Genomic DNA, 14,986 nt, shown 5'->3' with positions numbered 1-14,986 from the left:
CGCCGAGCCTCTGGGCATCGGAGCGTCCGCTAAGTCGCAAATTGGTTTGTCTGGCACGAAGCGCGTCCGGCATTCGGCGTCGTTGCTTCGCTCTGGGAGATAGTAGTATAAAAGGGCTGAAACAGACGCCAGTTGAAAAGGTTCAACAGCTGATTAGATGAACTCAACAGCCGGCCGCACACGATTAAGACTGCCGCCGCTCAAAGCACTTCTTGCATTTGAAGCGGCCTCCCGGAACGGCAATTTTGGTGGAGGCGCCAAGGAGCTTGGGGTCACGACGTCGGCCATTAGCCATCAAATCCAGCAGTTGGAAGACTTCCTGGGCGTCAAACTGTTTTTGCGCCATGCGGGACGTGCAACCTTGACCAGTGCCGGGCGCGTGTATGCCGAAGAGCTCGAACAAGCCTTCGAGATGATTGGGGTGGCCACCGAACTTGTGGCGCCGCAGTCACAGTCGGGGCATCTGGTCATCGCGTCAGGCCCCAGCTTTGCGGCGAAATGGCTGCAGCCGCGCCTGCCCTTATTTCTTGGGGCAAATCCCGGCGCGAAGGTTCGCCTGTCGACGCTGTCCGATTGCAACGACCTTGAAAGCGAACGCTTCGACATCGCAATCACATATGGCCAACCCGCCGGGGCACAGCGTTATGTCGAGCCGCTCGTCGTCGAGAAACTGCAGCCCTATTGCAGCCCCGATCTCGTACAATCCGTCGGGCTTGGGTCCATCGCCGATCTGGAAAAGGCAACCCTCATTCATTCGGTCAACGCGCTAAGCTGGTCAAACTATTTCAGGCGGATCGGCCATGGTGATCTGAGACCGGCGAACGAAATCTGGCTGGACCGGTCCACCATAGCCATCGACGCGGCCGTGCAAGGCATGGGCGTGGTTCTGGAAAGCGAGCTGCTGGTTGCTGAGGAACTCGCCAGCGGTGCGTTGGTCAAGCCATTCGAAAACGACGATATTGAGGTTCAGGTGACCTCCTATTATCTGGTCAAAGCGCCCGGTTTTCGTGGAAAACCTCAGGTGTTAGCATTTGAGAACTGGCTGCGTGACGTCATTCCGGTCTTTCACGTGGCGTTTTCCGAAGCGCTTTAGCTGGTCTGATCAGATGCGGTCGTCGAAAACACGCAGCACACAGCTACGTCTCGATCAAATTATCGCCGAACGTAGTTTCGATATCAGTCAGCAGTCCATCCGCCGTCCAGCATCAACGCGCTGCCGGTCATCAGGGCCGAGGCATCCGAGGCAAGGAAGACTGCGGCGCCGGTCACATCGGACACTCGGCCGATACGGCCCAACTTGATCTTGGACAGCACCGAATCCTTGAATGCCTTGTCCTCGAAGAAAGGCTTGGTCATCGGTGTTTCGATAAAGGTGGGACAGATGGTGTTGACGCGGATATTGTGCGGACCAAGCTCGCATGCAAGCGCCTTGGTGAAGCCCTCGATCGCCCATTTCGATGCGCAATAGATGGTGCGATTGGCCGCGCCCACATGCCCCATTTGCGAGGAAATAGTCATGATCGAGCCGCCATTGCCTGCCGCCATCATCTGGTTGGCAACTATTTTGGCGACGAAATAAACGGCGCGGACATTGAGATCCATCACCGTATCATAATCGTCTTCGCTGACCTCGCTTTGCGGCTTTGGCCGGTTGGTGCCGGCATTGTTGACGAGCACATCGAACGGCGCTTGCTCAGCGATCAGCGCAGCAAAGCCCGTCACATTCGTCACGTCGCATGGCAATGCGCGCGCCTTGTGGCCGTTGGCCGACAGCGCGGCTGCAACCTGCGCGATCTCGGTTTCCGTCCGGGCGCACAAGACCACTTCGGCGCCGGCCTCGGCCATTGCCTCGGCTATAGTCTTGCCGATGCCACGGCCCGCTCCGGTTACGAGTGCACGTTTACCATCCAGCCTGAACGACGGGGAGGCGCTCATTCGGCGGCCGCTCCGAAAGGCACGTTATTGCCGCCATACCGCCGCACCCGGACGTTGGCCTGCTCGGCGTGCCCGACAAAGCCTTCGAGCATGCAAAGCCGCGAGCAATATGCGCCGATTTTTGCCGCGGCCTCATCCGTGGTGATCTTCTGATAACTGTGGGTCTTGAGATATTTTCCCACCCACAGACCGCCGGTATAGCACCCCGCTTTTTTGGTGGGCAGGGTGTGATTGGTGCCGATCACCTTGTCACCATTGGCCACATTGGTGCGCGGACCGAGAAACAGGGCTCCATAGCAGGTCATGTTTTCAAGGAACCAGTCGTCGCGGTCGGTCATTACCTGCACATGTTCCGATGCAACGTCGTCGGCCACTGAAAGCATTTCCTCATAGGTATCGCACACGATCACCTCACCATAATCTTCCCAGCTCTTGGACGCGGTGTCCGCCGTCGGCAGGATTTTCAAAATCCGCTCGATTTCAGCCAGGGTTTCCTCGGCCAGCTTTTTCGAGTTGGTAAGCAAAACGGCGGGCGAGTTATAGCCATGCTCCGCCTGGCCAAGCAGATCGGTGGCGCAGATTTCCGCGTCGACGGTCTCGTCGGCGATCACCATGGTTTCGGTCGGTCCGGCGAACAAATCGATGCCGACCCGTCCGAAAAGCTGGCGCTTGGCTTCGGCCACAAAGGCATTGCCCGGTCCCACAAGCATGTGCACCGGTTCGATCGTCTGGGTGCCAAGCGCCATCGCACCGATGGCCTGAATGCCACCCATCACATAGATCTCATGCGCGCCGCCAAGATGCATGGCGGCGATCACGGCCGGGTTCGGTTCGCCCTTGAACGGCGGGGTCGCCGCGATGATGCGCGGTACTTTCGCCACAGAGGCCGTGGCAACCGACATATGCGCGGAGGCGACCATCGGGAACTTGCCGCCGGGCACATAGCAGCCCACCGACTGAACCGGGATGTTCTTGTGGCCCAGTATGACACCGGGCATGGTTTCAATTTCGATATCGAGCATCGAGTCGCGCTGCGCCTGGGCGAAGTTGCGCACCTGGGCCTGGGCGAACTTGATATCCTCCATGTCACGCGCCGAAACGCGATTCATCAACGCTTCGATCTCGCTCGCGGAGAGCTTGAAGGAGGGCGGACCGAACTTATCGAATTTTTCCGAGAGTTCGCGCACGGCAACATCGCCGCGGGCCTCGATGTCCTGAAGAGTCGATACAACGACCTGACGGGTTTTCAAATCGTCTTCGGAGCGTTCCGCTTCCGGCTTGCCCGATTTCAGATAGGTGATGGCCATCTCAAGCTTCCTTTTCTCAGGTTCCAAGGGATGCTAAACGAATATGAAAGTTTTCATCAATGGATTGAAATTTTTTCATGACAAAGCCGACCGCCAAACAGGTTGCGCACGCTGCCGGCGTCTCAATTTCTGCCGTTTCCCGCGCGTTCAGCCCGCATGGCTCGATCGATGAAGCGAAACGACAACGTATCCTGACAATTGCGGATCGGCTGGGTTATTCCAGCCCGGCGCGCCGGACGGGAGAGGCGATCTCGGCTGGAACGGTTACGCTGGTTGCCGGAGATCTCTCCAACCCATTTTATCCGATGGTGCTCGAACGGCTGGCCCGAAAACTGCAATCGAGCGGGCGGCAATTGCTGGTCTATGCCGCTCCGGACGATGCTAACATCGATACCATCACTCCGCAGATCCTGACCGCACGTCCCAAGGCAGTGATCGTCACCTCGGCGCTGCTCACATCGAACATGGCCGATGCCTGCCGCCGGCACGGCATTCGCGTAGTTCTCTTCAATCGAACGCAACCAGATATGCGCCTGAACGCTGTCACCTGCGACAATTATGCGGGCGGGCGCGAGGCCGCCCGGCTATTGGTCAACCGCGGCAGCAAAAGAATTGGTTTTGTAAGCGGCCTGCCCGATACCTCGACAAATCGCGAGCGCACGCGCGGATTTTTTGACGCGCTCGACGAGTTGGGACACGCCGTGCATTATGAGGTCTCGGGAGCCTTCAGCTATCATGCCGCTTATGACGCCGTCCATCGGTTGCTCGCCAATAGCAAGCGACCTGACGCTTTGTTTTGCTGTAACGATATCATGGCCCTCGCAGCCCTCGATGCAGCCCGCGAACACCGGATATCAGTTCCGACGGACATCGCGGTTTGCGGGTTCGATGACATTCCCATGGCTCGCTGGAATTCATATCAGCTGACCACTATCCGACAGCCGGTCGACTTTATGGTCGACGCGGCGCTGCGCATGATCGATACGAAGGCCGAGAACGGGTATGCCGAAGGAACCGTCCAGAGTTTACCCTGTGAATTGATCGTTCGAGCGAGCGCCTAACACCACAATCGATTTGGATTTGAAGAAGCATCAAATTGGGTGACGGGAGCAAAAAGGACGTCGAACCCCTCGGTTAACATATTCTGAACCGGGGTGCCCTCCGGCAGCTACGAAGCACCTATTTGCGCTACGAGCGCACCCGCTATTCCTTGCCGCAAATCACAATAACCGCCCGCCATATCCTCATGGTGCCGTTTGCACCAATTGAACTTCCCCGTTTCGAAGTTGATCATCGCACCGGTGATCGTAGGCGGGCCACAAAGTTGAACACATTATTCTTACTCATGGCACAGTATGAAGGACGAGTAATCGTCCCGGCTGAGATCGTATACAGGGACTACTTTTCTCATCTGACGATCGCCAAGTTTCTGCGCAAGGTGAGCACCGGAGAAATCGACTTACCGCTTACCAGGGCTGAAAGAAGCCAGAAAAGCGCGAGGGGCGTGCACCTGCGGGACCTAACCTTGTACCTCGACAAACGACGCGAGATCGCATTGTCCGAGGCTCGCGCGTTTCGCACCAAATAATCCCACAACATCGGCTTGACATTGGTTGCTCCCTGAACCCGGCATGACCACTATCCCCGCTCGCGCAATGGTAATTCGCCAGCACTGCCCCGCAGTTCCATCGGACTCGGCAATACCAGCGTCAAAGGTACAACGAGAGTACAACTTCGCGAATATCAAACCCTTTAGTGATCGATTTTGTGATGTTTTTCGCGAAGTCCGTCCAGTCCATCATCGGCGCGACGGAGAACCTGTGGCTCACGCTGTTCATGCTGCCAATATGGTCGTCATGCGGCCGGCCGCCAGCGTCAGCGCGCCCGCCATTCGGTTCGATGAAGGCCGTTCTACGCGCAAACCGGGCGGAAATGGAAGCCCGTCGTCGGGCACAGCACCTTTTGGCCGGAATAGGCCCTGCAGAGCTCCTCGTCCGACGAACGCTCGGCGACGGTGCCGCGGGTGCGGATATCGCCGAGTGTCGCGGTCAATCCGTCACGAGCACTGTGCGATTTCCCCATGAAACGTTCGGTACGGGTCGAGACTCTCCGGCAGTGCATCCACGGAAAGGCCGGGTCCGTCGGCAAGCGTCATGCTCCCCTGCACGATCGCCGGAACGGCAAAAGCGTCCCGCAGCGGGTTCGGATTGACGTCGACCTCCAGCAATCCCGGTCCTCCGGACGCGGCAAGGAGCTCGGCGGATGCCAGCAATCCGATCCCGCCGCCGAGAAAGTGCGGGCAATAGGTCAACCCGGCATCGACAACCTGCCGCGCCACCTCGAAACAACCGCTCACACCACCCCACTTGGCGACGTCTGGCTGGATAAAGCCTAGAATTCGACTTTCGATGAGCGATTGGAAATTCGACGCGCCCGCAACATTCTCACCGCCGGCGAGCGGTATCGTCGAAACCTCCGACAGGCGCCTCCACACCGCTTCCCCGGCATCCGCGGCGATCGGCTCCTCGAGCCATCCGATGGCGCTGCCCTCGATCTGCGACAGAAAATCCGCGGCCTCGTCCAGCGACCAGGCCTGATTGGCATCAAGAAAGAGCGCCTCCTGCGTCCCGAGCCCTTTAACCTGCTGTTCGACACGGCTGGCGTCGCGTTCGTCGAAACCGACCTTGAGCTTGAAGGCCTTGTGTCCTGCCTGCCGTGCTTCGGCAATGCCGGCCTGTGCCTTGCGGCTGTCGATGCCGCTGGCGTAAACGGGAATGATGTCGGCCGCTCCGGGGTTCAGCAATCTACGCAGGGGCTGGCCGTCCGCGCGGGCGTTCAGATCCCAAAGCGCCGTGTCGATGCCTGCAATGGCCTGCGAGAAGGGGCCGAATTCGCCACACTGCAGGGCCCGTATCCGCGTTTTGCGCGTCAGTTCCCGGAACACATGCCGCGGATCTCGTGCGTCCTTTCCCAACAAAAGCGGTGCAATGTCTTCCAACGCCAGCCTGGCCCGGTGTTCCGCCCCCGCCGACGGCCAGTTGGCAAAGATCTCGCCCCAGCCGAAAACGCCCTGGTCATCCTCGATACGCAGGAAGACGGCGGGCCTGTCGCGCATGATTCCGAAGGATGTTTCGACCGGAACGGAAAGCGGAACACGGAAGGCATGCGTCTCGATCCTCGAGACGGAGAAACGCCTCATGGTTTCAGGTCCATGTCGAAGCGAATGCAGTCGCCGCGATAGATCACGTCAGCGACGTAGATCGCCAACCCGTCCTCTCCGGTGAGTATGCGCCGGACATTGGCCACCGGATCGCCCCTGGGATAGTCCAGCAGATCCGCCTCGACCGCTCCGCACTTGCCGAGCGTTACGCTCTGGCGGGCCGTGGCGATGACAAGCCCATCCATCTCCGCCAATACCGGCAGGGCGAGGCCATCGCGGAACTTCTGTTCTTCGCGCTCGAATACATGCTGTTCAATGTAAATGGAGATGATGCAGTAGCGGACCTCGTCGCGCAAATGAACGCGCCTGATGTGGAAATACCTGTCCGCGAGCAGGCATTCTTCGCCCGAAACGGGGGGCAGCGCGAACCCCTCTTCCAGATTGTAAACCTCCGGGCGGTCGCCGCGGTATGTCTGAATAAGATCGGCCAGGCTCCCTTCGACCCGGAGCGGACGCTGCTTGCCCAAAGCCGTCACGACGGTGCCGCGGCCGCGTTCGGCGGAGAGCAGGCCGTCGGCGCTCAGCTTCTTGATGGCATAGCGCATGGTCACGCGGCTGACGGCGAACTCGTCCATCAGGCGTTCGAGCGACGGCAAATAGTCGCCGTCCTTCCACTCTCCCTTTTCCAGGCGATCGCGCAGCAGGTCGGCAACCTGCACGTAGAGCGGCGCCGCTCCGGAACGCACCAGCAAGTCCTTCAGTTCTTTCGTTTCGGTTTTCACCCGGTTGACGCTGTCCCTGGATCAACAGGTTAGGAAAGTCGTGACGCAACGTTGCGGCAGCCCACGAAAAAGGCCCACGGTCCTCGGGCGCCGCAAGTAAGCCATAGGCCAACCACTCCGGCGCTCAAGTATTAAGCGCCGCGGGATTTTGGCGGCGCAACAAAACTGCCCGGTCATGTCACTATAGCGGTGCGCTTTCGCGAGGAAAGAAGATTTGCCCTTCCCCCCAGCGCTCCGCCGCGCATGGCGCCCCGCGCGAGCAATCGGCAATCGTCGATTGGATCGTGTCGGCAAGGCCATCGAGATCCAGCGCGCCGGTCAGCAGCGCCGATGCATCGATGTCGATCGCATCCCGCCATTTCTCGACGGTTTTCTCGTTGCCGCAGACTTTGATCGTCGGCACCAGGGGATTGGCCGACGGATTGAACTGGCCGATCCCAAAAAGCACCATGTTGCATCCGCCCTGCACCATTCCGGTCAGCGAGAGCGGTGTGAAAAACGGGGTATCCATGAAGTGAAGCCCGGAACGGTTCGGCTGCTCGCCGAAACCCAGGGCACCGATGAAGTCCCGTGTCCCGCTCTTGGCGACCGCGCCAAGCGATTTTTCCACCAGCGTGGTCAGACCGCCGGCAATGTTCTCAGCTGTCGGATTGACGCCCCGATAGTCCTGTCCATCTTCGGAATGCCAGACCTCCCGGGTCCTGATGAAATCGAGAATACGCCGGCGCAGTTCGGGGTCCGGCGTTCGCTTGCCGACGATTTCCTCAGCGCCGATGAATTCGACGGTTTCGGAGATGACGGCTGTTCCGCCCGCGTCTATGACACGGTCGACGAAGCGGCCGATTGCGGCGTTGGATGCAAGCGCGCTGGTCGGATCCGACCCCCCGCATTCCAGCGCTATGCTGAGATGCTCCAATCCGATCGGCTGCCGCTCGGCCCCGCCGGCGGAGATGAGTTTGCCGAGCGCCTCACGCGAGCGGTGCACGGCGCGCTCCATTCCGTCCTGGTCGAGCAGCGCGAGAACTTCGACGGGCTTGCCCAGTCCGGCAAACGAATTGCGCAGTGTTTCTGCGGAAACCGGATCCTGGGTCAGGACGAGCGCGCAGCCCGTATTGGGATGGCGCACCAGAGCATCGAGAAGCTCCTGCTGCGCCGGCATGTCCCCGCCACGGCCGCCGCGTATCGTTTCGCCCGTCACGAGAAGGGCATCCTCGTGACCGGCCGCGGTCAGTTCCGCCCAGCGATTGGCAAGCGCGACGGTGGACAGAACCAGAGCGTGGTTGCGCAAACCCACACGCCCGTCGGGGCGCATATAACCCTCGAGGGTGCTCATTCATCCGGCTCCGAAACATTGTGGACGTGAACATGCGCACCGGCCGAGATCGGCTTTGTGGCGGTGCCGATCGTGACGCCGTACTTTATGACCGCCCCGCCGCACCCGATGTCCTGCAGCGCGATCTTGTGGCCATAGGGGACGCCCGCTTCGACCGGGCCGCCGGAATGGGCGAGCAGATCCGTCCTGTCATCGATCACGGTTCCGACATTGTCCGCCGCATCGACGACGAGGACGCGCCTGAATTCCCCCTTGTTCATCAAACCGTCGTCTCGGTTACGAGCCGCACGCGGGTGAAGACTTCGAGCCCCTCGATCCCACCTTCCGAGCCGTAGCCGGAATCCTCGATGCCGCCGAACGGCGTCTCGGGCGTCGACACCACCAGCGAGTTGATACCCACCATGCCGGCTTCCATGCGCGCGCCCAACGCCGAGATCGTCCGCTCGCTTCCCGCGAAGGCATATGCCGCAAGCCCGAAGGGCAGACGGTTGGCGCGCTCGATGCCCTCGTCCAGCGATTTGAACGACGAAATCGGTGCGATCGGACCGAAGGGCTCGTCGTTCATGATCCGCGCCTCGTCGGTGACGTTCCCAAGCACCGTGGGGGCGAAGAAATGCCCCTGATTGCCCAGGCGCGCGCCGCCGGTCAGAACGCTTGCGCCGTGCTCTACCGCGTCCGCCACAAAACCTTCCATGACCGGCAGCCGCCGCTCGCCGATCAGCGGCCCCATCGTCGTGTCTTCATCGAGGCCGTTGCCGACCTTCAGCGCCTCGGCTTCCCGCACCATGACCTGGGTGAATTCCTCGACAGCATCCTCCTGAACCAGGAAGCGCGTCGGACTGATGCAAACCTGGCCGGCGTTCCGGAACTTGCCGGCGGCGCACATCTTCGCGGCACGCTGCACATCGGCATCATCGAACACCAGAACCGGTGCATGGCCGCCAAGTTCCAGCGTGCAGCGCTTCAGTGTATCGGCGGCCAGTTTCTGCAGGTGCTTGCCGACCTCGACCGACCCGGTGAAGGAGACCTTCTTCGCCACGGGTGAAGCGATGAGATGGCTGGACACTTCCGCGGGATCGCCGAACACGATGTTCAGGACGCCATCCGGCAGACCCGCATCCTGCAGGGCCCGGCCGATCGCGATGGCGGTCGACGGGGTCTCCTCAGAAGGCTTGATGATCATGGAGCAGCCGGCGCCCAGGGCGCCCGCGACCTTGCGCATGACATTATTGGCCGGGAAATTCCACGCGACGAACGCCAGCGTCGGTCCAACCGGCTCGCGCATTACCATCTGGCGCAGGCCGGGCATGCGGGCCGGCACCAGGCGGCCATACATGCGCTTGCCCTCCTCGCCATACCAGCGCAGCACGTCGATGGCGAAGGTCAGTTCGAGCTTCGCTTCGGCCAGCGGTTTTCCCATATCCATCGTCAGGTTGCGGGCAATGTCGTCCGACCGCTCTTCCAGCAATCGGGCGGCTTGTTCCATGATCTGCTGACGCTTGATCGCCGGCGTCCTGCTCCAGACCTCGAACCCGCGCGCGCTGGCGTCCAGCGCCCGGTCCAGGTCGGCAATCGAGGCCAGCGGCAGTTCACCGAGGCTTTCTTCGGTTGCCGGGTTCGTCACGGTTTCCGATTTGCCGGACGTGCCCGACGTCCATTCGCCGTCGATCAGCAGTTCAAGAGTTTCGTAGGGCATAGTTGTTCCTTTTCGGGGGCCATCACCGCAGAAGCGAAGGAATCAGCAGGCTAAGTCCCGGCACCAGGGTGATGAGCGCCAGCAGGCCGATCAAAGCTACGATGAACGGGAGAATTGCGCGGAAGACCTTTTCGATCGACACGCCGGCTATCTGGGAGCCGACGAAGAGATTGACGCCGAGTGGCGGAGTCAGGAACGCGATCTCGATATTGATGATCAGGATGATCCCGAAGTGGACCGGGTCGATACCGAAATTGCGAACCAGCGGAACCAGGATCGGCGCCAGGATGATGATTGCCGATATCGTCTCCATGAACGTTCCGATGATGAGCAACAAGATGTTGATCAGAAGCAGGATCACCAGCGGTTCAGACGATACCAGGGAAAACAGCTCGACCAGTTCCTGCGGAATGCGTTCAAGCGTGATGGTGCGCGCGAACAGGGTCGAGCACGCGACGACGATCATCAGTGCGCCGCCCATGAGCACCGCGCCCTCGAAAGCGCGATTGAAGCCTTCCCAGGTCATGGTGCGATAGACGACCAAAGAGATCACGAGCGCGTAGGCAACGGCGACCACCGAGGCCTCGACCGGCGTGAACAGGCCGGTGTAGATGCCCCCGAGCACGATGGGCGGCATCGCCAGGGCCCACTTGCCCTGCCACATCAGGCTGGCGACGGAGTCCTGTTCCTGTTCGCCCTGCACTTGGGTGACGACGGCACCGGACCGGCGTGCGGCAAAATAGGCAACTGCGGCAAGCGTTAGCCCGACGATCAGGCCCGGCAACATGCCGGCGGCAAAAAGATCGGTGACCGAGACGTTCGCGATGATCGCGTAGATGATCATCGGGTTGGACGGCGGGATGAGCACGCCAAGCGTTCCGCCCGTGGCCGAGACGGCTGCGGAGTACGGGGCCGGATAGCCCTGCCGGATCATCGCCGGAATCATGATCGCGCCGATTGCCGCCACCGTTCCCGGCCCCGATCCCGAGATCGCGGCAAAGAACATGCAAGACAGGATGGTGACGATACCGAGCGACCCGGGAACGTGACCGAAGGAGCGGCGGAAGATGCGGATGATATCGTTCGTGATGCCGCCCGATTCCATCAGGTTTCCGGCGAGGATGAACGCCGGAATCGCCAGCAGCGGAAAATTGTCGAGACCGTTGAGGATGGACTGTGTGGCAAAAACCAGCGGCACGTTGGTCAGCCACGTGACCACCAGTCCGGTTATGCCGAGCGCGGCATAGATCGGCACGCCCAGCAGAAGCAGGACCGGGAAGAGAACGGCAAGGGCAAGGGTAACGTCGCTCATGCGTGCCGCTCCTTCGGACGGCCGCCGTCGAGCGTTCCGTCGCCGCGTCCAGTCAGGACCGCCACCAGATCGGTCAGATTGACCAGCGCCGACGCCCCGAAACCGAGGCACATGGCCGCGAACAGGATGTTCTGGTTGAAGCCCAGCGCCGGAGAGATATTGGCGAACTGAAGGCCATCGACGAAATTGTAGCCGCTGTACCAGACCATGACGGAATCGAAGCCGAACAGGATGGTCAGATGAAAGGCCGCGACCGCTCGATTGCCGATCCGCCTCGCGATGAAGTCCGAAAATACGCTGACCCTGAGATGCCTTCGCTTAATTGTCGCGTAGGCGCTTGCAAGAAACACCATTGAGATAAACGCGAAGCGGGACATCTCTTCTGTCCAGTCGACTGGCAGCTTGAATTCCCGTGCCACGATCTGCAGCATCAGGGAGCTCACCATGAGGGCCAGAAACAACGCCGCGGCGGCATAGATAAGTCGGATGGCGAAGTGGCGCACGGTCTGTCTTCCGTGTTCGGTCCGGGTCGAATGGACCGGCATGCGGAGATGCCGGTCCATTCCGGTTCAGACTACATTTCGGCCTTGCACTCTTCGACCAGCTTGAGTGCCGTCTGTGCCAGTTCCTCACCGTTCTCGCCGAGCGAGTCGTAGTAGTCCGGCCAGATGGCGCGGGCCTTTTCGATCCACTCGGATTCGTCCTCGATCTCGGTGATGGTCACACCGGCGTCCTCGGCCTGCTGCCACCAGTTCGCCTCATCGATCGGCTGCCACCAGCGAATGTAGTCGGTGGCCTCCCTGCCGGCGCGCAGGACGGCTTCCTGGTGTTCGGGCGACAGCGACTGGAACCAGCGCTCCGACACCATGATGGGATGGGTCAGGATGGTGTAGTGGAACTTGGTCATCCGGTTGATGACCTCATGAAACTTCATGCCGATCACGTCGGTTACCGGATTGTCGCCGCCTTCCACGACACCCTGCTGCAGGGCGTTGTAGAGTTCGTTCCACGCGAGCGGAGTCGGATTGCCGCCCCATGCCTCGTAGGAGGCGATCATGATGGGGTTCGGCGGGACGCGCATCTTGAGGTTCGCCAGATCGGAGGGTTTCTCGATCGGGTCGTCGGACTTGTAGAAGAAGGCGCGCCAACCGGAGTTTTCCCAACCGACGATACGCGTTCCCGCCTCCTCGATAACCTTGTCGACGATCAACGGCGTGATCTTGTCCTGAAGGCAGTTCACCTCATCGGTGGACGTCGCCAGATACGGCAGGATGAACACGTTCAGCGTCGGTGCCAGTGCCGCGGCATTGTTGGTTGCCGGCAATGTCACCTGCAGGACGCCCTGGCGCGCCTGCTGCATCATTTCGCGCTCGCCGCCAAGCTGCGCGCCCGGGAAGATCTCCGCCTTGATCTCGTTGTTGGTGTAGATCTGGACGAGTTCGGCAAAGCGCTTGAGCGTCGCGGTGTGCGACGACCAGACCATGTTGACGGAATGCCCCAGCTTCATGATCTGCTGGCCGTCGACTTCCGGCGCCGACGTCCAGTCGATCGGATTGGGTTCGTCAGCCGCATATGCGCCGAATGCCAGGCTTGCGCTCGCGACGCTCGCGCAGAGCAGGTTTCGGATTACTTTAAGCATTGTCAGTCCTCCCGTTTGTTTTTCGAACCAGCGGTGAAATTCAGTTAGACGGTCATGTCGATTTCCCGGTGTTGCGGGACCGTCGGCCGCCACGGGCCTGTTGCCCGTGATGCTTTGCCTGCTCCCGGATGATCGACGAGGCCTTCTCCGCGATCATGAGCGTCGGCGCATTGGTGTTGGCGGATGTGATGCGGGGCATGACCGAGGCATCGACGACCCGAAGGCCCGCCACGCCCCGGACGCGCAGATCGGGATCGACGACGGCGGCCTCGTCGCTACCGATGCGACAGGTCCCCACCGGATGGTAGACGGTGCCGCCGCCCCTGCGGGCCGCGTCGAGAATTTCCTCGTCGCTTTTCGCCGACGGGCCGGGGACGATTTCCTCGTCCCACAGGTCCCTGAACGCCGGCTGGCGGTAGATTTCCCGCAGGATCTTCACGCCTTCGACCAGCGTCGCGCAGTCGCGTTCGGTGGACAGGTAATTCGTCACGATGCGGGGGGCGGCTGCCGGATCGTCGGACACGATATCCACACGACCACGCGATTCCGGATGACATTGCCAGACCGCGGCCGTGAACCCGGAATAGCGGTGAAGCGGATCGCCCGGCTTGTCCACCGAGAGCGGCATTACGTTGAACTGGACATCCGGGCGGCCAGGATCGGCGTATTTGGTCGATGTGGCACCTCCGACCTGGCCGGCGCCGATTGTGAGAGGCCCGCGCCCGTACAGAAGCCAGTCGATGCCCATCCGCGCCAGCCTGAAGGGATTGCGCACGTCGTCGTTCAACGAGATCGGCTTCTTCATGCGAACGATGGTTCGCATCTGATAATGGTCCTGGAGATTTCCACCGACGCCGGGACTGGAAACGATTTGCCGGACGCCGGCTTTCTCCAGCACGTCATCCGGCCCGATTCCGGACAGCTGCAGCAATTGCGGCGACTGAATCGCGCCCGCGCACAGGATGACTTCGCGCGCGGCAAACGCTTCTGCCTTGCGACCATCCTCGTGCCATTCGACACCGACCGCCCGCGGCGTCGTCCCGCCGCTTCCTTCTTCGATCAGGACCCTCGAAACCAGCACACGGCTCATCAAAGTGAGATTGGGGCGGTCCAGGACAGGCTGCAGAAACGCGCGTGCGGCACTCGCGCGCCAGCGTTTTCCGATCGACAGCTGATAGGACCCTGCTCCCTCGGTGGTTTCACCGTTGAAGTCGTTGTTGCGCGGCATCCCGTATTGATTGGCCGCCTCGACCCAGGCCGAACAAAACGGATGATTGTTGCGCAGGACGGAAACCGGCATTTCGCCGTAGGCGCCGCGGAGTTGGCTGGGTTCGCCGCCGAAGGTCTCGAGACTGCGGAAATGCGGCAAGACCTCGCGGTAGCTCCACCCCGTGGCACCCATTTCCTCCCAGCGGTCGAAGTCGTGGTGTTGGCCGCGAATGAAAATCAGGCCGTTGATGGAACTCGACCCGCCGATCACACGACCTCTGGGCCAGTTGATTTCCCGGCAGGCCGTTCCGCCTTGCGCCTCGGTCTTGAAATGACGGGAAAAACGCTTGTCGTTGATGGACCGAAAGTAGCCGACAGGAAGCTTCAGCCAGAAATTGCGGTCGCTTCCCCCTGCTTCCAGGAGCAATACCCGGTTTTCCGGGTCTGCGGACAACCGGTTTGCCAGCACGCAACCGGCGGAGCCGGCCCCGACTATGATATAGTCGTAATTCGGGAGCTGGAGAGGGTTCAAATCCCGCGTCTCACGATTGTAATAACGTTCTATTGTTAGGACTATTACAGCCGGCCTCGCCTCTGTCAATCGTGGCCAGAG

The 14,986-nt window shown here is 60.8% G+C and carries 15 protein-coding genes; 3 read left to right on the top strand and 12 right to left on the bottom strand.

All coding sequences use genetic code 11. The annotated features are described in order from the left end of the window. Nucleotides 1-157: 157 nt before the first annotated feature. Nucleotides 158-1,093: a LysR substrate-binding domain-containing protein gene (locus ACSF9G_RS07825; RefSeq protein WP_436640190.1), complete on the top strand. Its 936-nt coding sequence runs from the start codon at nucleotides 158-160 to the stop codon at nucleotides 1,091-1,093. A gap of 83 nt (nucleotides 1,094-1,176) precedes the next feature. On the opposite strand, the gene ACSF9G_RS07820 is transcribed toward ACSF9G_RS07825, so the two are convergent. Beyond that, on the bottom strand, nucleotides 1,177-1,935 hold the full coding sequence (locus tag ACSF9G_RS07820; RefSeq protein ID WP_436640188.1) for an SDR family NAD(P)-dependent oxidoreductase: 759 nt from the start codon (nucleotides 1,933-1,935) through the stop codon (nucleotides 1,177-1,179). Further along, entirely contained in the window at nucleotides 1,932-3,242 is a 1,311-nt protein-coding gene (hisD, locus tag ACSF9G_RS07815; RefSeq protein WP_436640186.1) for a histidinol dehydrogenase, read from the bottom strand. The genes ACSF9G_RS07820 and hisD overlap by 4 nt, the downstream gene beginning before the upstream one ends. A gap of 77 nt (nucleotides 3,243-3,319) precedes the next feature. On the opposite strand from hisD, the gene ACSF9G_RS07810 reads away from it, so the two are divergent. Together ACSF9G_RS07810 and ACSF9G_RS07805 are read left to right on the top strand one after the other, a co-directional pair. Next, nucleotides 3,320-4,303, top strand: a complete 984-nt coding sequence (locus ACSF9G_RS07810; RefSeq protein ID WP_436640184.1) for a LacI family DNA-binding transcriptional regulator — start codon at nucleotides 3,320-3,322, stop codon at nucleotides 4,301-4,303. Nucleotides 4,304-4,488: 185 nt separating this feature from the next. Then, the gene (locus ACSF9G_RS07805; RefSeq protein WP_436642078.1) at nucleotides 4,489-4,830 is read left to right on the top strand and encodes a pyocin activator PrtN family protein; all 342 of its coding nucleotides are present in this window, start codon (nucleotides 4,489-4,491) and stop codon (nucleotides 4,828-4,830) included. A gap of 323 nt (nucleotides 4,831-5,153) precedes the next feature. Here the strand turns inward: ACSF9G_RS07805 and ACSF9G_RS07800 are convergent, their stop codons facing one another. From ACSF9G_RS07800 to ACSF9G_RS07755, 10 genes are all read right to left on the bottom strand, one after another. Continuing rightward, nucleotides 5,154-5,294, bottom strand: a complete 141-nt coding sequence (locus ACSF9G_RS07800; RefSeq protein ID WP_436640183.1) for a hypothetical protein — start codon at nucleotides 5,292-5,294, stop codon at nucleotides 5,154-5,156. Between the two features lie 4 nt (nucleotides 5,295-5,298). Continuing rightward, a complete protein-coding gene (locus tag ACSF9G_RS07795; RefSeq protein WP_436640181.1) occupies nucleotides 5,299-6,441 on the bottom strand; it encodes a mandelate racemase/muconate lactonizing enzyme family protein in 1,143 nt (380 codons plus the stop codon). After that, complete coding sequence (locus ACSF9G_RS07790) at nucleotides 6,438-7,184, bottom strand: GntR family transcriptional regulator (RefSeq protein WP_436640180.1); 747 nt, start codon at nucleotides 7,182-7,184, stop codon at nucleotides 6,438-6,440. The genes ACSF9G_RS07795 and ACSF9G_RS07790 overlap by 4 nt, the downstream gene beginning before the upstream one ends. A gap of 181 nt (nucleotides 7,185-7,365) precedes the next feature. Further along, nucleotides 7,366-8,517, bottom strand: coding sequence for a UxaA family hydrolase (locus ACSF9G_RS07785; protein ID WP_436640178.1), 1,152 nt, complete (start codon nucleotides 8,515-8,517; stop codon nucleotides 7,366-7,368). Then, nucleotides 8,514-8,777 carry a UxaA family hydrolase gene (locus ACSF9G_RS07780; protein ID WP_436640176.1) on the bottom strand — a complete coding sequence of 88 codons (264 nt, stop codon included), beginning with the start codon at nucleotides 8,775-8,777 and terminating at the stop codon, nucleotides 8,514-8,516. Before ACSF9G_RS07780 ends, ACSF9G_RS07785 begins: the two co-directional genes overlap by 4 nt. Next, entirely contained in the window at nucleotides 8,777-10,213 is a 1,437-nt protein-coding gene (locus tag ACSF9G_RS07775; RefSeq protein WP_436640174.1) for an NAD-dependent succinate-semialdehyde dehydrogenase, read from the bottom strand. The genes ACSF9G_RS07780 and ACSF9G_RS07775 overlap by 1 nt, the downstream gene beginning before the upstream one ends. 22 nt (nucleotides 10,214-10,235) lie before the next feature. Further along, nucleotides 10,236-11,525 (bottom strand): TRAP transporter large permease, encoded by a 1,290-nt coding sequence (locus ACSF9G_RS07770; protein ID WP_436640172.1) that lies wholly within the window; start codon nucleotides 11,523-11,525, stop codon nucleotides 10,236-10,238. Then, the gene (locus tag ACSF9G_RS07765; protein ID WP_436640171.1) at nucleotides 11,522-12,028 is read right to left on the bottom strand and encodes a TRAP transporter small permease; all 507 of its coding nucleotides are present in this window, start codon (nucleotides 12,026-12,028) and stop codon (nucleotides 11,522-11,524) included. Before ACSF9G_RS07765 ends, ACSF9G_RS07770 begins: the two co-directional genes overlap by 4 nt. Nucleotides 12,029-12,099: 71 nt before the next feature. Then, on the bottom strand, nucleotides 12,100-13,164 hold the full coding sequence (locus ACSF9G_RS07760; protein ID WP_436640169.1) for a TRAP transporter substrate-binding protein: 1,065 nt from the start codon (nucleotides 13,162-13,164) through the stop codon (nucleotides 12,100-12,102). A 52-nt stretch (nucleotides 13,165-13,216) separates the two neighbouring features. After that, nucleotides 13,217-14,905: a GMC family oxidoreductase gene (locus ACSF9G_RS07755; protein WP_436640168.1), complete on the bottom strand. Its 1,689-nt coding sequence runs from the start codon at nucleotides 14,903-14,905 to the stop codon at nucleotides 13,217-13,219. Between the last annotated feature and the right edge of the window lie 81 nt (nucleotides 14,906-14,986).

Source organism: Microbaculum mangrovi, assembly GCF_051390635.1.
Taxonomy (GTDB): Bacteria; Pseudomonadota; Alphaproteobacteria; order Rhizobiales; family Tepidamorphaceae; genus Microbaculum.
Note: the sequence above shows the minus strand (reverse complement) of the source record. Positions and strands in the feature narration are given on the sequence as shown.

What these genes read in the sequence shown, in the direction of transcription:
- ACSF9G_RS07775 (WP_436640174.1), bottom strand. Translation starts at nt 10,213, where the DNA reads ATGCCCTACGAAACTCTTGAACTGCTGATCGACGGCGAATGGACGTCG.
- ACSF9G_RS07760 (WP_436640169.1), bottom strand. Translation starts at nt 13,164, where the DNA reads ATGCTTAAAGTAATCCGAAACCTGCTCTGCGCGAGCGTCGCGAGCGCA.
- ACSF9G_RS07805 (WP_436642078.1), top strand. Translation starts at nt 4,489, where the DNA reads ATGGTGCCGTTTGCACCAATTGAACTTCCCCGTTTCGAAGTTGATCAT.
- ACSF9G_RS07770 (WP_436640172.1), bottom strand. Translation starts at nt 11,525, where the DNA reads ATGAGCGACGTTACCCTTGCCCTTGCCGTTCTCTTCCCGGTCCTGCTT.
- hisD (WP_436640186.1), bottom strand. Translation starts at nt 3,242, where the DNA reads ATGGCCATCACCTATCTGAAATCGGGCAAGCCGGAAGCGGAACGCTCC.
- ACSF9G_RS07825 (WP_436640190.1), top strand. Translation starts at nt 158, where the DNA reads ATGAACTCAACAGCCGGCCGCACACGATTAAGACTGCCGCCGCTCAAA.
- ACSF9G_RS07785 (WP_436640178.1), bottom strand. Translation starts at nt 8,517, where the DNA reads ATGAGCACCCTCGAGGGTTATATGCGCCCCGACGGGCGTGTGGGTTTG.
- ACSF9G_RS07810 (WP_436640184.1), top strand. Translation starts at nt 3,320, where the DNA reads ATGACAAAGCCGACCGCCAAACAGGTTGCGCACGCTGCCGGCGTCTCA.
- ACSF9G_RS07820 (WP_436640188.1), bottom strand. Translation starts at nt 1,935, where the DNA reads ATGAGCGCCTCCCCGTCGTTCAGGCTGGATGGTAAACGTGCACTCGTA.
- ACSF9G_RS07780 (WP_436640176.1), bottom strand. Translation starts at nt 8,777, where the DNA reads ATGAACAAGGGGGAATTCAGGCGCGTCCTCGTCGTCGATGCGGCGGAC.
- ACSF9G_RS07795 (WP_436640181.1), bottom strand. Translation starts at nt 6,441, where the DNA reads ATGAGGCGTTTCTCCGTCTCGAGGATCGAGACGCATGCCTTCCGTGTT.